Raw genomic sequence first — 22942 nt, 5'->3', positions numbered from 1 at the left:
CGGCCGCCGCCCGCGTTCGAGTCCGCGAACAGTGGACACGGAGGCGATCATGGCCGCGAGACCGACCTGGCAGGGGCATCTGAAGCTGTCGCTGGTGACGTGCCCGGTGGCGCTCTACACGGCGACGTCGTCGTCGAGCCACGTCAGCTTCCACCTGATCAATCCCGAGACCAACAACCGCATCCGCATGGTGCCGACCGATCCCGACACGGGGCCGGTCGAGCGCTCGGACCTGGTCAAGGGCTATGAGGTGTCGAAGGACGAATACGTCCTGTTCGACGACGAGGATTTCGACAAGGTCAAGCTGGAGTCGACCCGCACCATCGACATCGGCCAGTTCGTCGACGAGGACGATATCGACCGGCTGTACTGGGACTCGCCCTTTTATGTGGTGCCCGAGAAGGGCGTCGGGACCGAGGCCTTCGCGGTCATCCGCGACTCGATGAAGGCGGCGGGCAAGATCGCCATCGGCTGCCTGGTGCTGCGCAACCGCGAGCGGCAGATCGCGCTGGAGGTGCGCGGTAAGGGGTTGGTCGCCTACACCCTGCGGCCGCACGAGGAGGTGCGCGACGCGGCCGACTTCTTCGACGACATTCCGACGGTGAAGGCCGACAAGGACATGGTCGACATCGCCACCCGGATCATCGCCCAGAAGGAGGCGGAGTTCGACCCGAGCGAGTTCCGCGACCGCTATGACGAAGCCCTGAAGGAGATGGTCAAGGCCAAGCAGAAGGGCGGCAAGGGCCTGGTCGAGGCGCCCGAACCGGACGACACCAATGTGGTGGACCTGATGGCGGCGCTGCGGGCGAGTTTGAAGGGGTCGGCGGGCGGCGAGCGCAAGGCGCCGGCGAAGAAGGCGGCGGCGAAGAAGAAGGCCCCTGCGAAGAAGAAGGCGGCGTGAACCCCGTCTCCTCCCTGTCGCGAAGCGATGGGGAGGTGGCGCGGCGCGAATACGCGCCGTGACGGAGGGGCCCTTTCAGACACAACGACCGTTGCGCCGCTTCGCCCCTCCACCCCTTCGGGATCCCCCTCCCCATTCGCAAGCGGCGAACGGGGAGGAGACTGCGATTACAGCACCTTCTTCAGCACCGGCCTCAGGTTGACCGCGCCGGCGCGGAAATCCTTCCACGGATCCGGCTTCTTCAGCAGGGCGGCGGCGTCGTGGAGGGTGTAGGCCTTCGGGTCGAGGCCGGATTTCACCTGGCTCCAGGACAGGGGGAAGGCGATGCCGGCGCCGGGACGGGCGCGGGCGGACCAGGGGGCTACGGCGGTGGCCATGCGACCGTTGCGCAGGTAGTCGAGGAAGATCTTCCCGCCCCGCGCCTTCTTGGCGAGGGTGGTGGTGAAATGGTCGGGATCGCGGCGGCGGACGATCTCGGAGACCTCCTTGGCGAAGGCCTTGCACTGGTCCCATTCGATGCGGCTGCGGGCGTCAGCGAGGATGGGAACGACGACGTGGAGACCCTTGCCGCCGGTGGTCTTGACGAAGGGGTTGAGGCCGAGGCCTTCCAGCTCCTTCTTCATGGTTTTGGCGGCGGCGATCACGTCGTTGAAGTCGAGGCCCTCGTCGGGGTCGAGGTCGAAGGTGATCTGATCGGGGGTCTCCGGATCGCCCGGCTTGCAGCCCCACGGGTGCAGCTCCAGCCCGCCCGACTGGCCGATGGCGACGAGGCCGCCGACGTCGGTGACGCCGACATAGGGCTTGCGCTCCTTCACATCGATCAGCTTCAGCCGGGGATTGGAGCCGGGCATGGCGTGGCGCTGGAAGAATTTCTCGCCGCCGATGCCCTCGGGGGCGCGGATGATCGAGACCGGGCGGTCCGCCACGTGGGGCAGGAGGCGGTCGGCCGCCATTTCATAGTAGCGGACGAGCTCGGCCTTGGTGATCGGGGGTTTTCCGTCGGCGGCGGGCCACAGCACCTTGTCGGGATTGGAGATGGTGACGCCGGAGACGACCAGCTTGCCCTTCGCCGGCTTGCCGGGGCGCTCGCCGGGCATGGCCAGCGGCGAGGACGACGAATGCTTGCCCGGCTCCTTCGCCAGGTCGGGCGGCGTATGCGGGCGTTCGGTGACCTCGGCCGACGGCTTGTCCTCGCGCAGGCCCTTGAAGGCGGCCTGACGCAGCGAGCCGGTGTCGGTGTAGCCCCCGTGCTCGACCTCGGCGACCAGCACGGGTTTGACCCAGTGGACCGTGGCGCCGGCGGCGCGCGACTTCTTCGGCGCGGTCTTGCCGACGAAGGGGCTGCGGTCGGTCTCGGCGGCCTTCAGCTTCGGCAGCAGGGTCTTGAGCAGGGCCTGGTTGTAGCCGGTGCCGACGCGGCCGAGGTGGCGCAGGCCGCCCTCGTCCTGCACCCCGACGATCAGGGAGCGGAAGCGGGACCCTTCGGAGGTCCAGCCGCCGATGACCACCTCGTCCCCGCCGCGACATTTGGACTTCAGCCAGGTGGTCGAGCGGCCCTCCGTATAGGGCGCGTCCAGCTTCTTGGAGATGACGCCTTCCAGGTCCATGCGGCAGGCGCTCTCGAGGATGGCCTGACCGGTGGTGGCGAAATGGTCGACGTAGCGGATGCGCTTGCGCGCCGCCTTGGGGATACGATCGATGTAAGCCTGAAGCCGCGCCTTGCGGTGCGACAGGGGCAGTTTGCGCAGGTCCTCGGGGCCTTCGAACAGCAGGTCGAAGGCGAAATAGACCAGCTCGCCGGTGTGGCCGTCCGAGATCCGCGCCTGCAGGGCCGAGAAGTCCGGCATGTGGTTCTCGGCCAGGGCGCACAGCTCGCCGTCGACCACGGCGTCGGGCCACTGGGCGGCGTCGGCGGCGAGCTCGGGGAATTTGGCCGACCAGTCGAGGCCCCTGCGGGTGCGGACGGTGGCGCGGCCGCCGCCGGAGGCGACCTGCAGCCGATAGCCGTCGAACTTGATCTCGTGGGCCCAGCCGGCGCCCTGGGGCGGATAGTCGGCGATCTTGCACAGCTGGATCGGGACGAAGGGGTGCGGCTTCGAGGCGTGGCTGGTCACGGCGGGACGGGCCTCGGGCTTGGCGGGGGCTGCACGCGTGGTCTTCTTCGACGAGCCCCACTGCTTCCGGCCTTCGGCGATCTCGGCGAGGCTGCGGCCGCTGGCGACGGAGGCGTCGATCTCCATATTGGCGTCGCCCTCGCCGGGAACGGCGAACTCGTCCTTCTCCTTGATCAGCAGCCAGTTGTTGCGCTTGGACGGCTTGCCGCGGTCGGTCTTCATGCGGATCAGGGCCCATTTGCCCTGCAGCCGCTCGCCATGGACGATCATCTTGACGTTGCCCCGTTCGAAGGCGGCGTCGATGTCATCCTCCTGCGGTTCCCACGTTCCGCGATCCCACATCTGCACCGTGCCGGCCCCGTAGTTGCCGGCCGGGATCGTGCCTTCGAAGGTCCCGTAGTCGAGCGGATGATCCTCGACCTCGACCGCCAGCCGCTTGACCGAGGGGTCGCGCGACGGCGCCTTGGTCACGGCCCAGGACTTGAGCACCCCGTCCAGCTCAATGCGGAAATCGTAGTGCAGCCGCGTCGCCGCGTGGCGCTGGATCAGATATTTGAGGCCGGCCTTGCGCGCCTTGCCCTTGCGGCCTTTCGGCTCGGGCGTGTCGCTGAATTTCCGCTTGGCCTTGTAGGTGTCCAGCTCGCCGCGCACTCGCGTCTCCCGTCCCTGACCGATGGGTCACGGACGAGGAACGCATCGCCGCCGATTTGGCTCAGCTTCAGTCCTGGGTCGGCTCTTCCGGCGGGGTCTCGCCCCGGGCGGCGGCGCGTTTCTCGGCCTTGGCGGCGGCCTTTTCGGCGGCCTTCTTGGCGTCGGCGCGTTCGCGCTCCATGCGTTCGAAACTGTAGTTGGGCTTACGGGCCATCGGCGGGACTTCCTTTCCGGCGCGGAGGCGCCTGACGCGAGGGGCGCCGGTAGAACGCCGGGGAAGCGGCGCGGGATGCATGCAGGGTGGGCCGTGTCGGTCGCCGCGACAACCGTTGAATGGGAGGGGGCGTTCAATCGACGGCGACGATCTCGACCGCCTGGCCGGCGACCACGGCCTCGTCGCCGACGCGCCTGCCGATCAGGGCCACCGCGAGCGGCGAGACGTGGCTGACCGAGCCGTTGGCGGGATCGGCCTCGTCCTCGCCGGTGATGCGCCAGGTCTGGGTGCGGCCGTCCTCGCGTTCGATGGTGACGGAACCGCCGAATCGGACGCGGCCGTCGGGCGGCGTCTCGACCAGCTGGGCCGAGGCGCGGCGGGCCGACCAGTAACGCAGATCGCGGGTGGCGCGGGCCATGGCGGTGCGGTCGGCCTCGATCGAGCCCTTCGACTGGGCGGCGTTGTAGGCCGCACGCGCCCCGGCCAGGGCGGCGTCGATCCGGGCCAACCCCTCGGGCGTGACGAGGTTGGGGTGGGGCGAGATCGGGCGGTCGGGAAGGTCGGCGGCGGTGGCCTCCAGATCTTCCTCGCGGGTGAATGCGACGCTCATGGCGATGAAGCGTATGCCGGTCGCGGGCGTTCCGGTCTAGGAAGTCCTGATGAGTTCCCCAGATACGAAGAGCGTCCATGTCATCGGAGCCGGGCCTGCCGGGCTGATGTCGGCCGAACGGCTGGCGCAGGGCGGGGCGGCGGTGGTGGTGCACGAGGCGATGCCGTCCGTGGCGCGGAAATTCCTGATGGCCGGGCGAGGCGGGCTGAACCTGACCCATTCGGAGCCGCTGGAGGGATTCACCGGACGCTATGGCGAGGCGAGCGACACGGTGGCGGCGTGGCTGGAGCGGTTCTCGCCGACGCATCTGATCGGCTGGGCCGAGGGACTGGGGCAGGCGACGTTCACGGGGTCGTCGGGACGCGTGTTCCCGCGGGCGATGAAGGCCTCGCCGCTGCTGCGGGCGTGGCTGGCGCGGCTGGCGGGGCTGGGCGTGGAGGTGCGGACGCGGTCGCGCTGGAGCGGCCGGCGGGACGGCGGCTGGGTGTTCGAGACTTCTGAAGGCGAGCGGGTCGAGCGGCCGGATGCGGTGGTGCTGGCGCTGGGCGGAGCCAGCTGGCCGCGGCTGGGGTCGGACGGCGGCTGGTCCGCGAGGCTGGAGGCGGAGGGCGTCGATGTGGCCCCGTTCAGGCCGTCGAACGTCGGCTTCGACGTGGCGTGGTCGGAGGTGTTCGTCGAGCGGTTCGCGGGTCAGCCGCTGAAGCCGGTGGCGCTGACGTTCGGCGAAACCAGCGTGCGAGGCGAGGCGATGGTGACCCGCTACGGACTGGAGGGCGGGGCGGTCTACGCCCTGTCGGCGGCGCTGCGCGAGGCGGTGGAGCGGGCCGGATCGGCGACGCTGGTCGTGGACCTGCGGCCCGACCTGTCCGTGGAGGCGCTGGCCGGGCGGCTGGCCAAGGGGCGGGGCAAGGACAGCGTCTCGAACTGGCTGAGGAAGGCGGCGGGGCTGTCGCCGGTCGGGGCCGGCCTGCTGCGCGAGATTCCGGGCGCCCTGCCGGAGGGGGCGGACAAGCTGGCGCGGCGGATCAAGGCGGTGCGGCTGACGCTGACGGGGGTGCAGGGGCTGGCGCGGGCGATCTCCTCGGCCGGCGGCGTGCGGCTGGAGGCCGTGGATGAACGGCTGATGCTGAAGGCGCTCCCCGGCGTCTTCGTCGCCGGCGAGATGCTCGACTGGGAGGCGCCGACCGGCGGCTATCTGCTGCAGGCCTCGATGGCCTCGGGCGTGGCGGCGGCGGAGGGGGCGCTGGACTGGCTGGCGCAGGACGGTAGGACGAAGGGATGAGCGACCTCCCCCACATCCACGGCGTCTGCCCGTCCCGGTTCGCCGCGGTGAAGGACGCCTTCGCCGCCAATTTCTCCGACGCCCCCGAAGGGCTGAACGAGCGGGCGGCGCGGTTCAGCGTCTGCATCGGGGGCGAGCCGGTCATCGACCTGTGGGGCGGCTGGGCCGATGCGGCGCAGACCGCGGCCTATGGCCCCGACACGCTGACGCCGGTTTTCTCGGCGGGCAAGGCGGTGATGGCGCTGCTGATCGCCACCTGCGTCGAGCGCGGCCTGCTGGACTACGAACGGCCGGTGGCGCGCTATTGGCCGGACTTCGGCCAGGCCGGCAAGGAGGAGATCACCGTCGGCGAGCTGATGAGCCATCAGGCGGGGCTGCCGGGGTTCGCCGATCCGATCGATCCGCAGGACTGGTTCGATCGCCAGCGGGTGCTGGCGAAACTGTGCGCCCAGGCGCCGATGTGGCAGCCGGGGACGGCGTCGGGCTATCACCCGATCACCATCGGCTACCTAGCCGGCGAGTTGTTCCGGCTGGTCGACGGCCGGACGATGGGAACGGCGTTGCGCGACGACTTCCCGGGGCTGGACCTGTGGATCGGCCTGCCGGAGGCGGAGCACGGGCGTGTGGCGCAGATGCGCAAGCCGTCGGCGCCGCCGAGCCTCGGCGTGCTCGACCCGATCAAGCGCTCGGCCTTCTTCGACAAGGGCTCATCGCCCGGGCCGCGCGAGGCGCCGCAGTGGCGCGAGATGGAAATTCCGTCCGCCAACCTGCACGGCACGGCGGCCGATCTGGCGCGGATCATGGCGGTGGTGGCGACCGGCGCGTTCGAGGGGCGCGAGGTTCTGTCGCCTGCGACGCTGGCGGCGGCGCGGCGCGAGCGGGTGCACGGACAGGACCGGGTGCTGCCCTTCGTGATGGGCTGGGCGGCGGGCTGGACCGCCAACCGGGGGCTGGAGATCTTCGGCCCGAACCCGGAGGCGCGGGGGCATTACGGCTGGGGCGGCAGCTGCGTCTGGGCCGACCCGGAGATCGGGCTGTCGGCCGCCTATGTGATGACCCGCCAGTCGCCCCACCTGATCGGCGACCCGCGGGCGTTGCGGCTGCAGGACGCGCTCTACTCGGCGTTCTGAGACCGCCCGTTCACACCGGTTCGGCGGCGTCCTTCAGGGCCAGTCGGGCGGCGCGGACGCGGAACCAGGCGGCCGCGGCGAAGACGGCCGCGCCGCCCCAGATGAAGGCGAAGGAGACCACGCGCAGCGGCGTCAGCGCCTCTCCGGCCCAGACGCCGACCATGAACTGCAGGGTCGGGGCGAGGAACTGGATGAAGCCGATGGTGGACAGCGGCAGGCGCCGCGCCGACCAGGCGAACAGGGCCAGCGGCAGGACGGTGGCCGGGCCGTTGGCGAGGGCCCAGATGGTGTTGGCCGGACTGTCGAAGGCGACGCCCGCGCCGGTGTTCTGCAGCCACAGCACCCAGGCCAGGCCGAACGGGACCAGCAGCAGGCACTCGACCAGCAGGCCGGCCTGGGCGTCGATCGGGACGCGCTTGCGGATGACCCCATAGGTGGCGAAGCTGAGCGCCAGGACGATGGAAATCCACGGCGGGCGGCCCAGCGCCAGGGCCTGGAACAGCACCCCGACCGCGGCGAGGCCGATGGCGATCCAGCCCCAGCGGTCGATCTTCTCGCGGAACAGCCACAGGCCCACGACCATGTTGAGCAGCGGGTTGATGTAGTAGCCGAGGCTGGCCTCGAGCGTCGCCTCATGGGTGGTGGCCCAGACGTAGATGCCCCAGTTGAGCCCGATCAGCACGGTCGAGAAGGTCAGCCAGGCGAGGGTTCGGGGCGTGCGGAACACGGCCGCGACCTGACCGCCCTGCCTCGCCAGCCAGACCAGCAGCCCCGCCACCGGCACCGCCCAGAGGGCGCGGTGGGCGAGGATCTCGAGCGAGTCGAAGCCGACCGCCGCCTGTCCCATGAACAGCAGCGGCATCACGCCCCACAGGGCGTAGCAGCCGAAGGCGGACAGCAGGGCGGCGCGGCCCTGATCCGGGCCGATCGAAACGGGCATGGTCATCTCCTTCGCCGCGGAGGGCGAGCGGAAGGTCAGACGGTGAGGGTGCGGTATCCGGAGGACGGCTTGATCGTCCCCGTCTCGTCGAGCAGCTGCGCGATCTGGACGGCGTTGAGGGCCGCCCCCTTGCGCAGGTTGTCCGAGACGATCCACAGCGACAGGCCGTTCTCGACGGTGTGGTCCTTGCGGATGCGCGAGACGTAGACGGCGTGCTCGCCGGCGGCGTCGACGGGGGTGATGTAGCCGTCGTGCTCCTGCTTATCGATGACCATGACGCCGGGGGCCTCGCGCAGGATGGCGCGGGCCTCGTCGGGGCTGATCGGACGATCGAACTCCAGCGTCACGGATTCCGAGTGGCCGACGAAGACCGGGACGCGCACGCAGGTGACGGTCAGCTTGATGTCCGGGTCGAGAATCTTGTGGGTCTCGTCCCACATCTTGGCTTCCTCGTTGGTGTAGCCGTCGTCGCGGAACGAACCGATCATCGGGATGACGTTGAAGGCGATCTGTTTGGGGAACAGTTTCGGCGTGGCGTCGCCGAGGCCGTAGATGGCCTTGGTCTGGTTCCACAGCTCGTCCATGCCTGCCTTGCCGGCGCCGGAGACCGATTGATAGGTCGAGACCACGGCGCGGGTGATCTTCGCCGCGTCATGCAGGGGCTTGAGCGCCACCACCAGCTGGGCGGTCGAGCAGTTCGGGTTGGCGATGATGTTCTTTTTCTTCGCCAGCCTGATGTCGTCCGGGTTCACCTCAGGCACGATCAGCGGCACGTCAGGGTCCTTGCGGAAGGCCGAGGAGTTGTCGATCACGATGGGGCCGGCCTTGCCGATCTTTTCGGACCATTCGCGCGAGACGTCGCCGCCGGCGCTCATCAGCACGAGGTCCATCTTCGAGAAGTCGAAGCCGTCGATGTCCTGGCATTTGATGGTGCGGTCGCCCCAAGCGACGTCCATGCCCTTGGACTTGCGCGAGGCGACGGCGTGCATCTCGTCGACGGGGAATTCGAGTTCCTCGAGGATGTTCAGCATCTCCCGGCCGACATTGCCGGTGGCGCCCACGATGGCGACTTTGTAGCCCATATTGGTTTGTCCTTCGGACGCGCTACCGCTCGGCTCGCGGAGCCTCGCTGCTTGAGCGCAAGAATGTTGTGAGGCCGGCTACCCGGACTGTGCGGCTGTATGTGGGCCTTCGCAGGCGCGAAGCAATCGCTTTTCAGCGGCGGCGGGCGCCGTTAAGCCCGAGAACGATGGGATCACGCATTCGCGCTGCTTATGAGAAGCGGCTGGCCGACGGCCGGCTGACGCCCGACCCGTCGCAGGTTCCGGTGGTCGAGGTGCTGGCGCGGGTCGAAACCGACCTGTCGCGGAAGGGGCCGCTGGGCGGACTGCTGGGCGGGCCGCCGGAGGTGCGCAGCGTCTATCTGTGGGGGCCGCCGGGGCGGGGCAAGTCGATCCTGATGGACCTGTTCTTCGCCTGCGCGCCGGAGAAGCGGAAGACGCGGGCCCATTTCCACGCCTTCATGGCCCGGGTGCACGGACTGATCCGGCAGTGGCGCGAGGGCGACGCCGCGGCGCGCAAGGCGGTGTTCGGCCAGTGGAAGGGCGACGACCCGATCCGGCCGGTGGCCGAACTGATCGCGTCCGAGGCGCGGCTGCTGTGTTTCGACGAGCTGCAGGTCACCGACATCGCCGACGCCCTGATCCTGGGCCGGCTGTTCGAGGCCCTGTTCGAGAAGAAGGTGGTGCTGGCGGTGACCTCGAACCGGGCCCCCGACCAGCTGTACCTGAACGGGATCAACCGCGAACTCTTCCTGCCCTTCATCGACCTGATCGAGGCGCGCTGCGAGGTGGTGTCGGTGGCCGGGGCGCGGGACTGGCGGCTGGACCGGCTGATGGGCGACCGGGTCTGGTTCGCCCCGCCCGATGAGGCCGCGAGGGCCGGGTTCGAGTCTCTGTGGTCGGATCTGAAGGGCGAACAGGCAGAGGCGCCGTGCCACCTGTCGGTGCTGGGCCGCGACGTCGTCATCGAGCGCACCGACGGCGGACTGGCGCGCGCGACTTTCGACGAGCTGTGCGGGCGGCCGCTGGGACCGCAGGACTATCTGGCCGTCGCGGAGCGGTTCCACACCCTGTTCGTCGAGGCCGTGCCGGTGCTGGGCCCGGCCAATCACCACGAGGCGCGGCGGTTCGTGACCCTGATCGACGCCCTGTACGAGGCCGGAACGCGGCTGGTGGCCCTGGCCGAGGCGGCGCCGGAGGGGCTGTACACCAGGGGCGTCGGGGCCTTCGAGTTCGAGCGCACGGTGTCGCGCCTCAACGAGATGGGCGGCGCCGAGTGGCTGGCGCGCGAACGGGACTGAGCCCGCCTTGATTTCGCCGGGCATCCGTCATCAGGTGAGCCTCCGCAGGAGAAAACGATGATCCGTCTGGCCACCCTCGCCGCCGCCGCCGTGATGGCGATCGCCGCCCCCGCGGCCGCGGCGCCCGTCTCCGCGTCCGTCCAGACCGCCGCCGACCCCGGCGTTCCGATCGAGGCGGTCCGCGCCTGGCTGACCGAGAAGGGCGGCACGGTGAGCGAGATCAACCGGCGCGACGGCGAGACCTGGATCACGGTCCAGGACGGGCCGCTGAACTGGGCGGTGTTCTTCTACAGCTGCGAGGCCGACGTGTGCGGCGACATCCAGTACGCCGCCAGCTTCTCGAACGCGACCATCACCCAGGCGGTGGTCAACGACTGGAACCGCGACCGGCGCTTCCTGAAAGCCTTCTATGCGCCCGGCGAGAGCGGCGGCGACGGTACGGCCGTGGTCCAGTACGACGTGCTCATCCACGAGGGCGGCGTCGACCAGCTGACCGACCACACCGCCCTGTGGCTGGAGCTGGTCAGCGCCTTCGGCGCCGCCGTGGGCTATTTCGCCCCGACGGAATAGCGACGTCTCAGGCCGTCCGGATCAGTCCGTCCGAGACCGCCACCGGCCACGGCGTCAGCCGTCCGCCGGCGCAGGGGCCGCCGGTGCAGTCGCCGGTCAGCGGCTCGAACACCGCCCCGTGCCAGCCGCACAGGATCAGCGATCCGTCCGGCGTGAGATAGCGGTCCAGCTCCAGGGCGAGGGGGAAGCCCTGATGCGGGCAGCGGTCGACGTAGCCCGCGACCTGGCCGTCCTTGCGCACCACGAAACCGTGGAAGAAGGCCTCGCCGATCTGCAGGACGAAGCCGCGCGCGCCGGGGTCGGCGATGGCGGTCTCTGGGCAGAGCGGCACGTTCGGCGGGGTCGACCAGACGCGCCTGCGCTCGGGCTGCGGGGCGGGCGTGTCGTTCAATGCCGCTCGGCCTTGAGGGGACGGGACAGCAGGTCGTCGATGACCTCGGGCACGGTCGTCTCGCCGGCCAGCAGGGCGGCGACGGCGAGAGAGATGGGCATGTCGACTCCCATCTTCGCGGCCAGTTCGCGCACCGCCGGGGCGGATTCATAGCCCTCGGCGACGGAGCGTTTGCCGGCCAGGGCCTGCTCCACCGTCTGGCCCTGCCCGAGCGCGAGGCCGAGGCTCATGTTGCGCGACTGCGGGCTGGAGCAGGTCAGCACCAGGTCGCCGAGGCCGCACAGGCCGGCCACGGTCTCGGCCTGGCCGCCGAGAGCCACGCCCATGCGGGTCATCTCGGCGAAGCCGCGGGTGATCAGGGCGGCGTGGGCGCTGCGGCCGAGGCCCTTGCCCTCGGCCATGCCGCAGGCGATGGCCAGCACGTTCTTGATCGCCCCCCCGACCTCGGCCCCGACCAGATCGGTGGCGAGGTAGGGTCGGAAGGCGGGGGCCGACAGGGTCTCCATCAGCGCCTCGCCGAGGGCCGCGTCGGCGCAGGCCAGGGTCACGGCGCTGGGCAGGCCGCGGGCCACTTCGGCGGCGAAGCTGGGGCCCGACAGGACGGCGGCGGGCGCGGCCGGCAAGGTCTCGGCCAGCACGTCGGTCATCAGCTTGAGCGAGCCGCGCTCGATGCCCTTGGAGCACAGCACCACCGGCACGCCTGGCCGGTGATGGGCCGCAAAGGCCGTCAGGGTCGAGCGCATGTGCTGGGCCGGCGGGACGGCGAGGATGACGTCGCAGGACGCCAGGTCCGAGAGTTCGCCGGTCACCCTGACGTGGTCGTCGAGGGTGATGCCCGGCAGAAAGGCCTCGTTGACGCGGCGCTCGCGGATGCTCTCGACCACGTCGGGCTCGCGCGCCTGCAGCAGGACGTCGAGCCCCGCCCAGCCCGCGACCTGGGCCAGGGCGGTGCCCCAGGCGCCCGCGCCGATCACTCCCGCCGTGCGAAATTCCATACGCGTCCCTTGAGCCTTCAAGCCTTGGCGCCCTTGCGGCCCGGTTTGTGGGCCGGATCGGCGAGCGCGCTTCGTTCATCCAGCGGCCAGCGCGGCCGGGCGACGGCGTCGATGTCGGAGACCCAACCCTTCTGCAACCGTTCCGCTCCCGCCAGGGCGATCATCGCCGCATTGTCGGTGCAGTAGGCCATGGGCGGGGCGAGGAAGGCAAAGCCGTTCTTCGCCGCAGCCGCCTCGAGGGTGGCCCGGATGGTCCTGTTGGCCGCGACGCCCCCCGCCACCACGAAGAGCCGGTGATCGTGCGCTTCGGCATAGGCCTTCATGGCGCGATCGGAGCGATCGCTGAGCTGGCGGGCGATGGCGCTCTGGACGGCGTCGGCGAGGTCCGCGCGGTCCTGATCGGTCTCGCAGGCGTGCGCCAGCCGCGAGGCGGCGGTCTTGAGCCCCGAGAAGGAGAAGTCGCAGTCCTTGCGGCCCAGCAGGGCGCGCGGCAGGTCGAAGCGGGCGCCGTCGCCGCCTTCCGCCAGCCTCTCCAGGGCCGGACCGCCGGGGTAGCCGAGGCCCAGCGCCTTGGCGATCTTGTCGAAGGCCTCGCCGGCCGCGTCGTCGATCGTCGTGCCCAGCCGGGTCATGTCGCCGACCCCGCGCACCTCCAGCAGCTGGCAATGCCCGCCCGAGACCAGCAGCAGCAGGAACGGATAATCGACCGGCTCGCCCAGCCGCGCCGACACCGCGTGACCCTCCAGATGGTTGACGGCGATCAGCGGCAGGTCCCGCGCCAGCGCCACCGCCTTGCCGAAGCTGAGACCGACCATCACGCCGCCGACCAGCCCCGGCCCCGCCGTCGCCGCGACCCCGTCCAGCCCTTCGTAGCCCAGCCCCGCCTCATCCATGGCCCGGCGGACCACGCCGTCGATCATCTCGACGTGGCTGCGGGCCGCGATCTCGGGGACGACCCCCCCGTAGGCCGCGTGGTCGTCGATCTGGCTGTGCACCACGGAGGACAGCACCGTCGCCGCCCCGTCCGGCGTCAGCCGCACCACCGAGGCGGCGGTCTCGTCGCAGCTGGTTTCGAGCCCGAGCACGGTCAGCACGCGGCCCATGCTGCGCCCCAAGCTGCGCCCCGGGGTCGCGGTTGCCCGGCTCCCCTCGCTGCTATAGTCGGCGGACCTGTCCATCGGGTCGAGGTAACGGCCCCGACCCCCCGGCGCAACGGCTGTCTCATGGCTCCTCTCGTCCGCATCGGCACGCGCCGCTCCAAACTGGCCCTGACCCAGTCGGGCATGATGCAGCGCGCCATCGGCCGGGCGCTGGGCGTCGCCGACGCCGATCTGGCCGGGGCCGTGCCGCTGGTCGAGATCGTCACCACCGGGGACCGGGTGCAGGACGTCCGCCTGATGGAAATCGGCGGCAAGGCGCTGTTCACCAAGGAGATCGAGGAGGCGCTGCTGGACGGCCGCGTCGACGTGGCGGTGCATTCGATGAAGGACGTCCCCGCCGAGCAGCCCGCCGGCCTGTGCATCGCCGCCACGCCGCCACGCGAGGATCCGCGCGACGCCTTCGTCAGCGAGGCCTTCGCCTCGTTCGCAGACCTGCCGAACGGGGCGCGGCTGGGCACGGCCTCGCTGCGGCGGCAGGCCCAGGCGCTGGCGCTGCGGCCGGACCTGCAGATCGAAATGCTGCGCGGCAATGTCGACACCCGGCTGCGCAAGCTGGCCGACGGCGAGTTCGACGCCATCCTGCTCGCCGTCTCCGGATTGAACCGGCTCGGCTTCGAAAGCGTCATCCGCGAGCGCCTGTCCCTCGACGACTTCCTGCCGGCGCCGGGGCAGGGGGCGCTGGCGCTGCAGACGCGGGCCGAGGACCGCGAGGCGGCCTGGGTGGCGGCGCTGAACGATCCGGCGGCGGCTCTCGCCGTGGCCGCGGAGCGCGGCGCGATGACCGCGCTCGAGGGCTCTTGCCGCACCGCCATCGGGGCCCATGCCGGGATCGCCGCCGGCCGGCTGCGGCTGACCGCCGAGAAGCTGGCCCCCGACGGCTCGGTGCGCTGGCGGCGCACGGGCGAGATCGGCGACGTCGACGCCGTCGGCGCCACGGAGCAGGCGCGCGCGCTGGGCCTGCGGCTGGGGGCCGAGGTGCACGCCATGGCGGGCGACGCGGGGGAAGGGTCCTGACCGACATCCGCCGGGTCTGGATCACCCGCGCCGAGCCCGGGGCCGCCCGCACCGCCGCCCGGCTGTCGGCGCTCGGCTTCGAGCCCGTGGTCGCCCCCCTGCTGCGCCTGCGGCCCATCGCCCAACCGGCGCCGGACCTGGCCGGGATCGCGGCGCTGGCCTTTACCAGCCGCAACGGCGTCGCCGCCTTCGCCGCCCTGTCGGAGGCGCGCGATCGGCCGGTGTTCACGGTCGGCGACGCGACGGCCGAGGCGGCGCGCGAGGCGGGCTTCGCGAACGTGCAGTCGGCGGGCGGCGCCCTGGACGACCTGGCGCGGCTGCTGGCGGCCGAGGCGCCCGGCCCCGTGCTGGCCCCGGGGGCCCTGGAGCCGGCCGGCGACCTGCCCGCCCTGCTCGCTGGACGGGTCGAGGTCCGTCTCCTGCCGGTCTATGCCGCGGTCGAAACCGGGACGGCGGCGCCCGCGGCCTTCGACGCCGTCCTGGTCCACTCGCCCCGCGCCGGCCGCGCCCTGGCGGCGCTGGGCCCGTTCGCGGGGCCGGTCTGCGCTGCGATCTCCCAGGCCGCGGCGGCGCCCCTGGCGGATCGCTTCGGGCTGGAAATCCGCGTCGCCTCGCATCCCGACGAGGCGGCGCTGTTGCAGGCGCTTGGCAAGCCCGCCCCCCGCGTATAAAGAGCGCCTCTCGCGCGGGCGGACATCACCCGCCGCGCCCAAGGCCGCTTTAGCTCAGCTGGTAGAGCATCGCATTCGTAATGCGGGGGTCGCGTGTTCGAGTCACGCAAGCGGCACCACCTTTCCAAAGCAGCGCTAGCTTTGACGCCCGGTCGGGATAAGCCGGAGGGCGCTTCCGCTTGGGAGTTGCGTGGGTATGCGGTGGGAAGGGCTCTAGCAGGGAACACCCACCGGCATTGCGCGCGCTCAGCAACCCAAGCTAATCAACTTCTCTGGTTGTACAGGGGGCGTCGTGGGACGGCAGGAAAGGTTTCTTGAGGTCCTGGAGGAACTCGGTGGGAGCGCAGGAAACGGACGCCTGCGGGCAGAGCTCGGCTGGCAGGAAGAGACCTACGAGCGGGCACGTGACGCCTTGGTCGAAGCAGGGCTGATCACCAAAGGGCGAGGACGCGGAGGGTCCGTGGCGCTGGCCGGGAGTGAGCGGCCGAGCGCGAGGGTGATCGATCCCTCGCAGCCAAAGACCGCTACGGCCGCGAAAACGGCCCGCAGCAAGTCAGCACGATCCGGCGGTTTCGACCAGACTTTCAATGCGCTGGATAAGGTGCTGCGCAACGAGGCCGGGCAGACGACGGAGCTGGATTACACCGAGCAATCGTCGTGGATGCTGTTCCTCAAGTATCTGGACGATCTGGAACGTGATCGCGAAGCCATCGCGGAGCTGAAGGACGAGGCCTATTCGCCGATCATCGACGAGGAGCATCGATGGGGCGTATGGGCCGCGCCGAAGACGGCGGACGGCGCGTTCGACCACGACAAGGCGCTGACCGGGGACGACCTGATCGCCTATGTGAGCAACGAGTTGTGGCCCTATCTTCAGGGTTTTAAGAAGCGGGCGAGCGGGTCGGACACGATTGAGTACAAGATCGGTGAGGTGTTCGCGGAAATCCGCCCGAAGTTCCTGTCCGGCTATTCGTTGCGGGACGCGCTGGAGCTGATCGACGGACTGAGCTTCGGATCACAAGACCAGAAGCATGAGCTGTCCTCGCTATATGAGGACAAGATCAAGCGGATGGGCAACGCCGGGCGGAACGGCGGTGAGTACTACACCCCCCGGCCACTGATCCGGGCGATGATCAAGGTGATTGATCCGCAGATCGGCGAGCGTGTCTATGACGGTGCCTGCGGCTCGGCTGGGTTCCTGTGCGAGGCCTACGACTATATGCGGCCCCAAGCTGCGACGACGGCGGATCGCGAGACGCTTCAGAGGCGGACCTTCTATGGGAAGGAGAAGAAGAGCCTCGCCTACGTCATCGCCATCATGAACATGATCCTTCACGGGATCGACACGCCCAACGTCCTGCACACCAACACTCTGGCGGAAAACGTCATGGACCTGCAGGAGCGGGACCGGTTCGACGTAGTGCTTGCCAATCCGCCATTCGGCGGCGGCGAGCGCGCCGAGGTGCAGCAGAACTTCCCTATCCGCTCGGGCGAGACGGCCTATCTCTTCCTGCAGCACTTCATGAGGTCGCTGCGCCCCGGCGGGCGCGCGGCCATCGTCATCAAGAACACCTTCCTGTCAAACGCCGACCAAGCGGCGACGGCGCTGCGGAAGGAACTGCTGGAAACCTGCGACCTGCACACGGTACTGGACATGCCCGGCGGCACCTTCCAGGGCGCGGGCGTGAAGACTGTGGTGCTGTACTTCGAGAAGGGCCGCCCCACGCAGCGGACATGGTTTTACCAGCTCGATCCGGGCCGCAATCTTGGCAAGACGAACGCCCTGAATGACGCCGACATGGCGGAGTTCGTGGCGTTGCAGGCGGGGTTTGAAGTCGGGCGGAAAAGCTGGGTGATTGAATCGGCCGCTGTGGATCAGGAGAGCTGGGATCTGTCGGTTAAGAACCCTAATGCGACAGAGACGGCGGAGCTACGGTCGCCGCACGTGATCTTGGAAGAGATCGCGAAACTAGATGCGAAGAGCGCGCAAGCTCTGGAGCGGGTAAGGGTCTTGTTGTGAGGACGACGTGGGATTCTGTCAGCTTGGGCGAGTTGTGCCACATTGCTCGCGGGGGCTCTCCGCGGCCTATCGAGAGGTACCTGACCGACCGCGATGACGGGATCAACTGGATCAAGATCGGAGATGCTTCTGCAGGAGATGGCAAACACATCTCAGCAACTAAGCAAAAGATTATTCCGGAGGGAGAGAGGATGTCCCGCCGAGTTCAGCCCGGCGACTTCCTGCTAACCAACTCAATGAGTTTTGGCCGTCCGTACATCATGAAAACGGACGGATGTATCCACGACGGATGGCTCGTTCTGAGGGATGAATCGGGTCGTTTGAACCCGGATTATCTCTATCACTTCCTCGGGTCAGATGCAGCCTACCGTCAGTTCGACGCTTTGGCGGCTGGATCAACCGTACGGAACTTGAATACTGACCTTGTAAAGCGAGTAAAGGTGGTTGTTCCGCCACTCGCAGAGCAACAGCGTATCGTCGCCTTTTTGGACCAGGCATTTGCGGAAATCAGAGCCGCCGCTGCAAATACCGAACAAGCGCGAAGGGCGGCAAAAGAGCTCATTGATAGCGAGGTCAGCGCGATCTTGGATGACGCGGCGCGCCTCTATCCGTCCACCGAGTTGGGCGGCGTTGTAGACATACTCGATAGCCGCCGACGGCCCATCACCAAAATTGATCGTCAGGTGGGGCCTTATCCATATTACGGGGCGACCGGTATACAGGATTATGTCGCCGGCTATCTGTTTGAAGAGCCACTGGTCCTGCTGGGCGAGGACGGCGCGAAGTGGGGACGAGGCGATCGCAGCGCTTTCGCCGTGTCGGGCCGGGTTTGGGTGAACAACCACGCCCACGTCTTGCGCCCTCGTCGGGATCGCCTGACCGACTCTTGGCTGATCTACGCCCTGAACTCCCTTGATCTCACTCCCTACATTTCCGGCGTAACGGTGCCAAAGCTCAATCAGGCAAAAATGCGGGAGGTCGTCCTACCTATACCGCCGTTGGCGCGACAGGTGGAACTCGTTGAACGATTGGATCAGGTTGTGGCGACGGCAGAAGAACTAGTCCGCCTCTATGGTCAGAAGCTCGCCGCCCTCGCCGAGCTCAAACAATCCCTCCTCGCCCGCGCCTTCTCGGGCGAATTGACCGCTGCGAACGACAGCGCCTTCGCGAACCCGATGCAAACCGCCAACGTCATGGCGCTGCTGCACTGGCACCACGAAAGAGCGCAGCGAGCGAAGACATACGGACACGTCAAGGCGCAGAAGGGATTGCATCTGCTTGAGTCGACGGGTCGCGTGAACCTCGGGCGAAACCCGATCAAGGATGCGGCAGGACCAAACGACTTCGCGCACATGAAGGCGGCGGAGGCTTGGGCCAAGGAGAACGCCTTCTTTGAGTTCGTCCAGCGCGATGGCGGATACGATTTCAAGAAACTGGCGAACTACGGCAAGCTGTTGGCCGACGCGAAGGATGCTCTTTATCCCATACAGAGCGCGATCGAGCGGGTGACCGACCTGATTGTGCCGTTGGACACCGAGGGTGCCGAAGCGCTGGCGACCGTGCATGCTGCCTGGAACAATCTGCTGGTCGATAAGCGTGATCCGACGCCCGAGGCCATCATTCGGGAGGCGCGGGAGGACTGGGGGCCAAGCAAGGCGAAGTTCTCGGACGGCGACCTCTTGGCGGCGATCAAGCTGATCGAAGCCAAGGGCATCGTTCCTGACGGTAGCGCCAAGCCCGTTCGCCACCTCCAGCTTGCTCTGCTGTGAACGAGTCCGAGACCCGCGCCGAGCTGATCGATCCCGCTCTGAAGGCGGCTGGCTGGGGCGTTGTCGAAGACAGCAAGGTAAACCGCGAGGTCATTTGTCCGGGGCGCATTCTAGGCGCAGGCCAGCGAGGCGAGGCGACGACGGCGGACTATGTGCTGAGCTATCGCGGGCGAAAGCTGGCGGCCGTGGAGGCCAAGGCGGTCGGTAGGGGGGTCACCGCAGGGCTGGGACAGGCCAAGATCTACGCCAGCAAGCTGAACACGCGTTGGGCCTTCTCTACCGACGGGACCGGCCAGTACCGGGTCGACATGACGACCGGCAAGGAGGGGCCGTTCGAGACGTGGCCAACGCCGCAGGAACTTTGGCACTGGACATTCGCCGAAGAGAGCGCTTGGCGAGACCGCTTCGCGGCGGTGCCATTCGAAGACAAAGGCGGCAGCCAGCCCGCGCGCTACTATCAGGTCAATGCCGTAGAGGCGGTGCTGGACGCCGTGGCAGAGGGCGGGAAGCGCGTTCTGCTGAATCTCGCGACCGGGACGGGCAAGACCTTCATCGCCTTCCAGCTGGCATGGAAGCTGTTCCATGCGCGATGGAGCTTGACTGGCGCACCTACGCGGCGGCCACGCATCCTGTTTCTGGCGGATCGGAACATTCTGGCGGATCAGGCCTACAACTCGTTCTCGGCCTTCCAGGCGGACGCGCTGGTGCGCATCAAGCCGGACGAAATCAAGAAGAAGGGGGCGGTGCCAAAGAACGGCAGCATCTTCTTCACGATCTTCCAGACCTTCACGAGCGGCCAGCCGGATGCGAAGGGCGTGCGCGAGCCGTATTTTGGCGATTATCCGCCCGACTTCTTCGATTTCATCATCATCGACGAATGTCACCGGGGCGGGGCCAACGCGGAAAGCGAGTGGCGGTCGATCCTTGAGTACTTCCAGCCGGCGGTCCAGCTGGGTCTGACGGCGACGCCGCTGAGGAAGAACGAGAACAAGGACACCTACGCCTATTTCGGTGCGCCGGTTTACACCTACTCGCTAAAGGAGGGGATCGAGGACGGCTTCCTGACGCCGTTCAAGGTGCGGCAGCATAAGACCACGATGGACGATTACGTCTGGACGTCTGGCGACACCGTCCTGAAGGGCGTCGCCGAGCAGGGCCGGGAGTACAGGTCCCGGGAGTTCAACAAGACCATCGAGATCGAAGATCGCGAGCGGTATCGAGTGAAGGTCGTCCTGTCGGAGATCGATCCGCGCCAGAAGACGCTGGTCTTCTGCGCCGGCCAGCCGCACGCGGCGATGGTGCGCGATCTCATCAACCAGATGAAGGTCGTCCCCGATCCCAACTACTGCGTCCGGGTGGGCTCCGATGACGGAGCGATGGGCGAGCACTGGCTGCGACAGTTCCAGGACAATGAGAAGACCATCCCGACGATCCTGACGACCTCGACCAAGCTGTCGACAGGCGTGGACGCGCGTAACGTGCGCCATATCGTTCTGCTGCGGCCCGTGAACAGCATGATCGAGTTCAAGCAGATCGTGGGACGCGGAACGCGGCTGTTCGACGGGAAGGAGTATTTCACGATCCATGATTTTGAGGGTGCTTATCAGCATTTCCTCGATCCGGAGTGGGACGGGGAGCCGATGGACCCAGTCCCGGTGGGACCCAAAGCGCCGACACCGCCTGAAGATCCCATTGCACCTCCCAAGGAACCGAAGGAGCCGGGCGAACGGCCCGAGAAGGTCGTCATCAAGCTAGCCGACGGAAAGGTGCGAACGATCCAGCACATCAGTGCGACCAGCTTCTGGGGGCCGGACGGGCGACCGCTGTCAGCGGCAGAGTTTATTCAGAGCCTGTTCGGCAAGGCGCCGGAGCTGTTTAGGGATGAGGACGAACTGCGTCGTCTATGGGGTGCGCCGGGCACGCGGAGGTCGCTGATGACTGCGCTTGCCGAGGCCGGATTTGGGGCCGGACCGCTACAGGAGATGGCGCGGATTATCGATGCCCCGGACAGTGACGTCTTCGATGTACTCGCCTACGTGGCTTTCGCCCTTCCTCCGATCACAAGGGCAGATCGAGTGGCCTCTCGCAAAGACGTGACTCTCAATGGATACGGTGCCGACCTGTCGGCGTTCTTGGATTTCGTGCTGGGCCAGTATGTAGCGCAGGGAGTTGATGAACTCGACAGCGACAAACTGCCAAGATTGCTTGAACTTAAGTACCCGAGCGCCAGCGAGGGAGCAGCTATACTAGGGGGCGTTCGAGGAGTGCGTCAGGCATTTCTGGATGTTCAACGAGGCTTGTTTGAGCATTAAAGCGCATGAAGTCGAGCGCCGGCATTTAATCGTCGATAAGCACCAGCTGCGTTGAACCTGCCGGGTCATCTGCTTGGTTGGTTCTTTTGGACAAGGGAGGTGGCGTTGGCAGTTCTTGGCGAGGTAAAAAGCATCGTTGAATTTATTGATGTCGTGCGCAAAGCGACAAAGCCTGCCCCCGGCGGCGTAGCGGCGTTTCGAGGTCAGCAAAACAAAGAGTGGAAATTGCAGCCGGGACTTCTGCGCGCGCCGCAGAAGCATCTTCATCACGAGCGGGAAATGTCTCGCGATCTTATGGCGATCCACCCGCAAGAATTCGCTGCAGACCAGACCATGTTCGACAGACTGGTCCGAATGCAACACTACGGGCTCCGAACCCGGCTTCTGGATGTTACCCTCAATCCGCTAGTAGCGCTCTACTTTGCCGTCCAACGAGCGCAATCGGGAGGTCGTCCTGTCGATGGCGCGGTTTGGTTAATTAGAGCTCCTCCATCTCGCAAGAAATACTTCGATAGTGACGCTGTCAGCTGCGTAAGCAATCTCGCCAATTTGAGCGCCATCGAAAAAGACGAGATACGTAATGTTCCAACCTCGTACTCAAAGGACCTGTTCAACGAAGTCGACGCGGTAGACAAACTCTTGCAGTTTATTCGCGCCGAGAAGGCCTATTTTCGCGCGCAGATCGACCGTGACGACTTCTTCAAGCGATACCTCGTGACGCCGAAAATGAGCAACAGGCGCATAATCGCTCAATCCGGAGCGTTCGTAATCTTCGGGCTCGAGCTACCGCCAAGCGCCGCGAAATTTCCCGACACCATCAAAACTGACCGGATAGACATTCCGGAAGGTGCCAAGACTGAAATTCGTGCGGAACTGGATACGCTAGGCATCAATGAAAGCACGCTTTTTCCGGAGTTGGACAGAGCGGCGAGCTACATCATGCGGCGGTATTCGAGCTAGCCTCAGCCACGCTTATGGGTGGGCGCTGTTGAAGAACTCTGCAAGCAGGCTCGCCGGATCACGACCGAGCGCCTCCGCGACCTGACAGAACTCAATCACGTCCAGACGTCGCTCTCCTCGCTCCACCTTAGATACGAAACTCTGCGGCTTCCCTAGCCGCTCCGCGAGCTCGACCTGAGTGATGCCGGCTGCATTCCGCGCCGAAGCCATGAAGGCAATGAAGTCCTGATGCCGCTGCGTGAAGATCGATGACGGCAACGCGCGCCCCTGACAGGTGAGGCGCTTTCGCTAAATCCCAATTCGGGATATCCCAGAATCGGTTATTGGGCGGGGAGGGAGAGCGCCGTGAAACCGCGCCAAGCGGGGCGGCTGACCGCGCGCAGAGATCGGTATCTTATATGATGTGCAGATCATGGCGCATCGAAACGCAGTCATGAGAGAACAAAATGAACAACAACAATGCAGTCCGCCTTGCGCTGGCGGCCGTTGCAGCATTCTACGTCGTAGTCGGAGGGTTATGGGCAGCTGACTACTTCCCGCTGCAGAAATTCTACGCCCAGATAGAGATCAAGGACGCCATCGCGGAGGAGGTCGGATATCTGCGGGCCTTCGAGACTCCGGAGTACAAGGAAGCATCAGCTTACCAGCAGAGCTACGCTCTGACGCATCCCGACATCCTTGAGACTGAGAAGAATCTCGCCCTCCTCGGGTCCCTTCTGCTCTGGGGAACGATCGCCTTGGGCGCAGGAGGCGGCGTCCTTTTCCTGACCCGCCGAAACGCCAGAGGGCTGCCCGCCGCTCCTAAGGCGGAATAACGGGCGCACCTTCACAACCAGCCCCGCCGGCCATCGTGGCCGTGAAAAACGCCAAGGTCGC

Annotated in this window: 21 protein-coding genes and 1 tRNA gene; 13 read left to right on the top strand and 9 right to left on the bottom strand. The window is 67.4% G+C overall.

The window, feature by feature from the left end; genetic code table 11:
• Positions 1-49: 49 nt before the first annotated feature.
• The gene (locus VEA98_RS10120) at positions 50-901 is read left to right on the top strand and encodes a Ku protein (RefSeq protein ID WP_324813754.1); all 852 of its coding nucleotides are present in this window, start codon (positions 50-52) and stop codon (positions 899-901) included.
• 167 nt (positions 902-1068) lie between these two features.
• On the opposite strand, the gene ligD is transcribed toward VEA98_RS10120, so the two are convergent.
• From ligD to greA, 3 genes are all read right to left on the bottom strand, one after another.
• Positions 1069-3666, bottom strand: a complete 2598-nt coding sequence (gene ligD, locus VEA98_RS10115) for a DNA ligase D (RefSeq protein ID WP_324813752.1) — start codon at positions 3664-3666, stop codon at positions 1069-1071.
• Between the two features lie 67 nt (positions 3667-3733).
• Positions 3734-3880, bottom strand: coding sequence for a hypothetical protein (locus tag VEA98_RS10110; protein ID WP_324813750.1), 147 nt, complete (start codon positions 3878-3880; stop codon positions 3734-3736).
• A 133-nt stretch (positions 3881-4013) separates the two neighbouring features.
• A complete protein-coding gene (greA, locus tag VEA98_RS10105; RefSeq protein ID WP_324813748.1) occupies positions 4014-4490 on the bottom strand; it encodes a transcription elongation factor GreA in 477 nt (158 codons plus the stop codon).
• 49 nt (positions 4491-4539) lie between these two features.
• On the opposite strand from greA, the gene VEA98_RS10100 reads away from it, so the two are divergent.
• Both VEA98_RS10100 and VEA98_RS10095 read left to right on the top strand, forming a co-directional pair.
• Positions 4540-5772 (top strand): TIGR03862 family flavoprotein, encoded by a 1233-nt coding sequence (locus VEA98_RS10100; protein WP_324813746.1) that lies wholly within the window; start codon positions 4540-4542, stop codon positions 5770-5772.
• Positions 5769-6902 (top strand): serine hydrolase domain-containing protein, encoded by a 1134-nt coding sequence (locus VEA98_RS10095; protein WP_324813743.1) that lies wholly within the window; start codon positions 5769-5771, stop codon positions 6900-6902. The genes VEA98_RS10100 and VEA98_RS10095 overlap by 4 nt, the downstream gene beginning before the upstream one ends.
• 10 nt (positions 6903-6912) lie before the next feature.
• Here the strand turns inward: VEA98_RS10095 and rarD are convergent, their stop codons facing one another.
• Positions 6913-7842, bottom strand: coding sequence for an EamA family transporter RarD (gene rarD / locus VEA98_RS10090; RefSeq protein ID WP_324813741.1), 930 nt, complete (start codon positions 7840-7842; stop codon positions 6913-6915).
• Positions 7843-7877: 35 nt separating this feature from the next.
• Positions 7878-8924 carry an aspartate-semialdehyde dehydrogenase gene (locus VEA98_RS10085; RefSeq protein WP_324813738.1) on the bottom strand — a complete coding sequence of 349 codons (1047 nt, stop codon included), beginning with the start codon at positions 8922-8924 and terminating at the stop codon, positions 7878-7880.
• Positions 8925-9091: 167 nt separating this feature from the next.
• Between VEA98_RS10085 and zapE the strand changes: the two genes are divergently transcribed.
• Both zapE and VEA98_RS10075 read left to right on the top strand, forming a co-directional pair.
• Positions 9092-10204 (top strand): cell division protein ZapE, encoded by a 1113-nt coding sequence (gene zapE, locus VEA98_RS10080; RefSeq protein ID WP_324813735.1) that lies wholly within the window; start codon positions 9092-9094, stop codon positions 10202-10204.
• A 57-nt stretch (positions 10205-10261) separates the two neighbouring features.
• Positions 10262-10774 (top strand): YbjN domain-containing protein, encoded by a 513-nt coding sequence (locus tag VEA98_RS10075; RefSeq protein WP_324813733.1) that lies wholly within the window; start codon positions 10262-10264, stop codon positions 10772-10774.
• A 7-nt stretch (positions 10775-10781) separates the two neighbouring features.
• Here VEA98_RS10075 and VEA98_RS10070 read toward each other — a convergent pair whose 3' ends face one another.
• From VEA98_RS10070 to tsaD, 3 genes are read right to left on the bottom strand one after another with little or no spacing between them, the layout of a single operon-like run.
• On the bottom strand, positions 10782-11165 hold the full coding sequence (locus VEA98_RS10070; protein ID WP_324813731.1) for a Rieske (2Fe-2S) protein: 384 nt from the start codon (positions 11163-11165) through the stop codon (positions 10782-10784).
• Complete coding sequence (locus VEA98_RS10065; RefSeq protein ID WP_324813729.1) at positions 11162-12160, bottom strand: NAD(P)H-dependent glycerol-3-phosphate dehydrogenase; 999 nt, start codon at positions 12158-12160, stop codon at positions 11162-11164. Before VEA98_RS10065 ends, VEA98_RS10070 begins: the two co-directional genes overlap by 4 nt.
• 17 nt (positions 12161-12177) lie before the next feature.
• Entirely contained in the window at positions 12178-13263 is a 1086-nt protein-coding gene (tsaD, locus tag VEA98_RS10060) for a tRNA (adenosine(37)-N6)-threonylcarbamoyltransferase complex transferase subunit TsaD (protein WP_324813727.1), read from the bottom strand.
• Positions 13264-13383: 120 nt separating this feature from the next.
• On the opposite strand from tsaD, the gene hemC reads away from it, so the two are divergent.
• From hemC to VEA98_RS10025, 7 genes are all read left to right on the top strand, one after another.
• The gene (gene hemC, locus VEA98_RS10055) at positions 13384-14334 is read left to right on the top strand and encodes a hydroxymethylbilane synthase (protein WP_324813725.1); all 951 of its coding nucleotides are present in this window, start codon (positions 13384-13386) and stop codon (positions 14332-14334) included.
• Positions 14331-15005 carry a uroporphyrinogen-III synthase gene (locus tag VEA98_RS10050; protein ID WP_324813794.1) on the top strand — a complete coding sequence of 225 codons (675 nt, stop codon included), beginning with the start codon at positions 14331-14333 and terminating at the stop codon, positions 15003-15005. Before hemC ends, VEA98_RS10050 begins: the two co-directional genes overlap by 4 nt.
• Before the next feature lie 43 nt (positions 15006-15048).
• Positions 15049-15124, top strand: a tRNA-Thr gene (locus VEA98_RS10045).
• Between the two features lie 173 nt (positions 15125-15297).
• Entirely contained in the window at positions 15298-17025 is a 1728-nt protein-coding gene (locus VEA98_RS10040) for a class I SAM-dependent DNA methyltransferase (RefSeq protein ID WP_324813722.1), read from the top strand.
• A complete protein-coding gene (locus tag VEA98_RS10035; RefSeq protein ID WP_324813721.1) occupies positions 17022-18794 on the top strand; it encodes a restriction endonuclease subunit S in 1773 nt (590 codons plus the stop codon). Before VEA98_RS10040 ends, VEA98_RS10035 begins: the two co-directional genes overlap by 4 nt.
• Positions 18791-21106, top strand: a complete 2316-nt coding sequence (hsdR, locus tag VEA98_RS10030; RefSeq protein ID WP_324813719.1) for an EcoAI/FtnUII family type I restriction enzme subunit R — start codon at positions 18791-18793, stop codon at positions 21104-21106. The genes VEA98_RS10035 and hsdR overlap by 4 nt, the downstream gene beginning before the upstream one ends.
• 51 nt (positions 21107-21157) lie before the next feature.
• On the top strand, positions 21158-22066 hold the full coding sequence (locus VEA98_RS10025; protein WP_324813717.1) for an FRG domain-containing protein: 909 nt from the start codon (positions 21158-21160) through the stop codon (positions 22064-22066).
• A gap of 12 nt (positions 22067-22078) precedes the next feature.
• Here the strand turns inward: VEA98_RS10025 and VEA98_RS10020 are convergent, their stop codons facing one another.
• Positions 22079-22324, bottom strand: a complete 246-nt coding sequence (locus VEA98_RS10020) for a helix-turn-helix transcriptional regulator (RefSeq protein WP_324813715.1) — start codon at positions 22322-22324, stop codon at positions 22079-22081.
• Between the two features lie 188 nt (positions 22325-22512).
• Between VEA98_RS10020 and VEA98_RS10015 the strand changes: the two genes are divergently transcribed.
• Positions 22513-22881: a hypothetical protein gene (locus VEA98_RS10015; RefSeq protein ID WP_324813712.1), complete on the top strand. Its 369-nt coding sequence runs from the start codon at positions 22513-22515 to the stop codon at positions 22879-22881.
• The last annotated feature ends 61 nt before the right edge of the window (positions 22882-22942 follow it).

Origin of the sequence: Brevundimonas sp., assembly GCF_035627055.1 — a bacterium.
Classification (GTDB): domain Bacteria; phylum Pseudomonadota; class Alphaproteobacteria; order Caulobacterales; family Caulobacteraceae; genus Brevundimonas.
The sequence above is the reverse complement of the archived record's forward strand: the minus strand, read 5'-3'. Positions and strand labels throughout refer to the sequence as shown.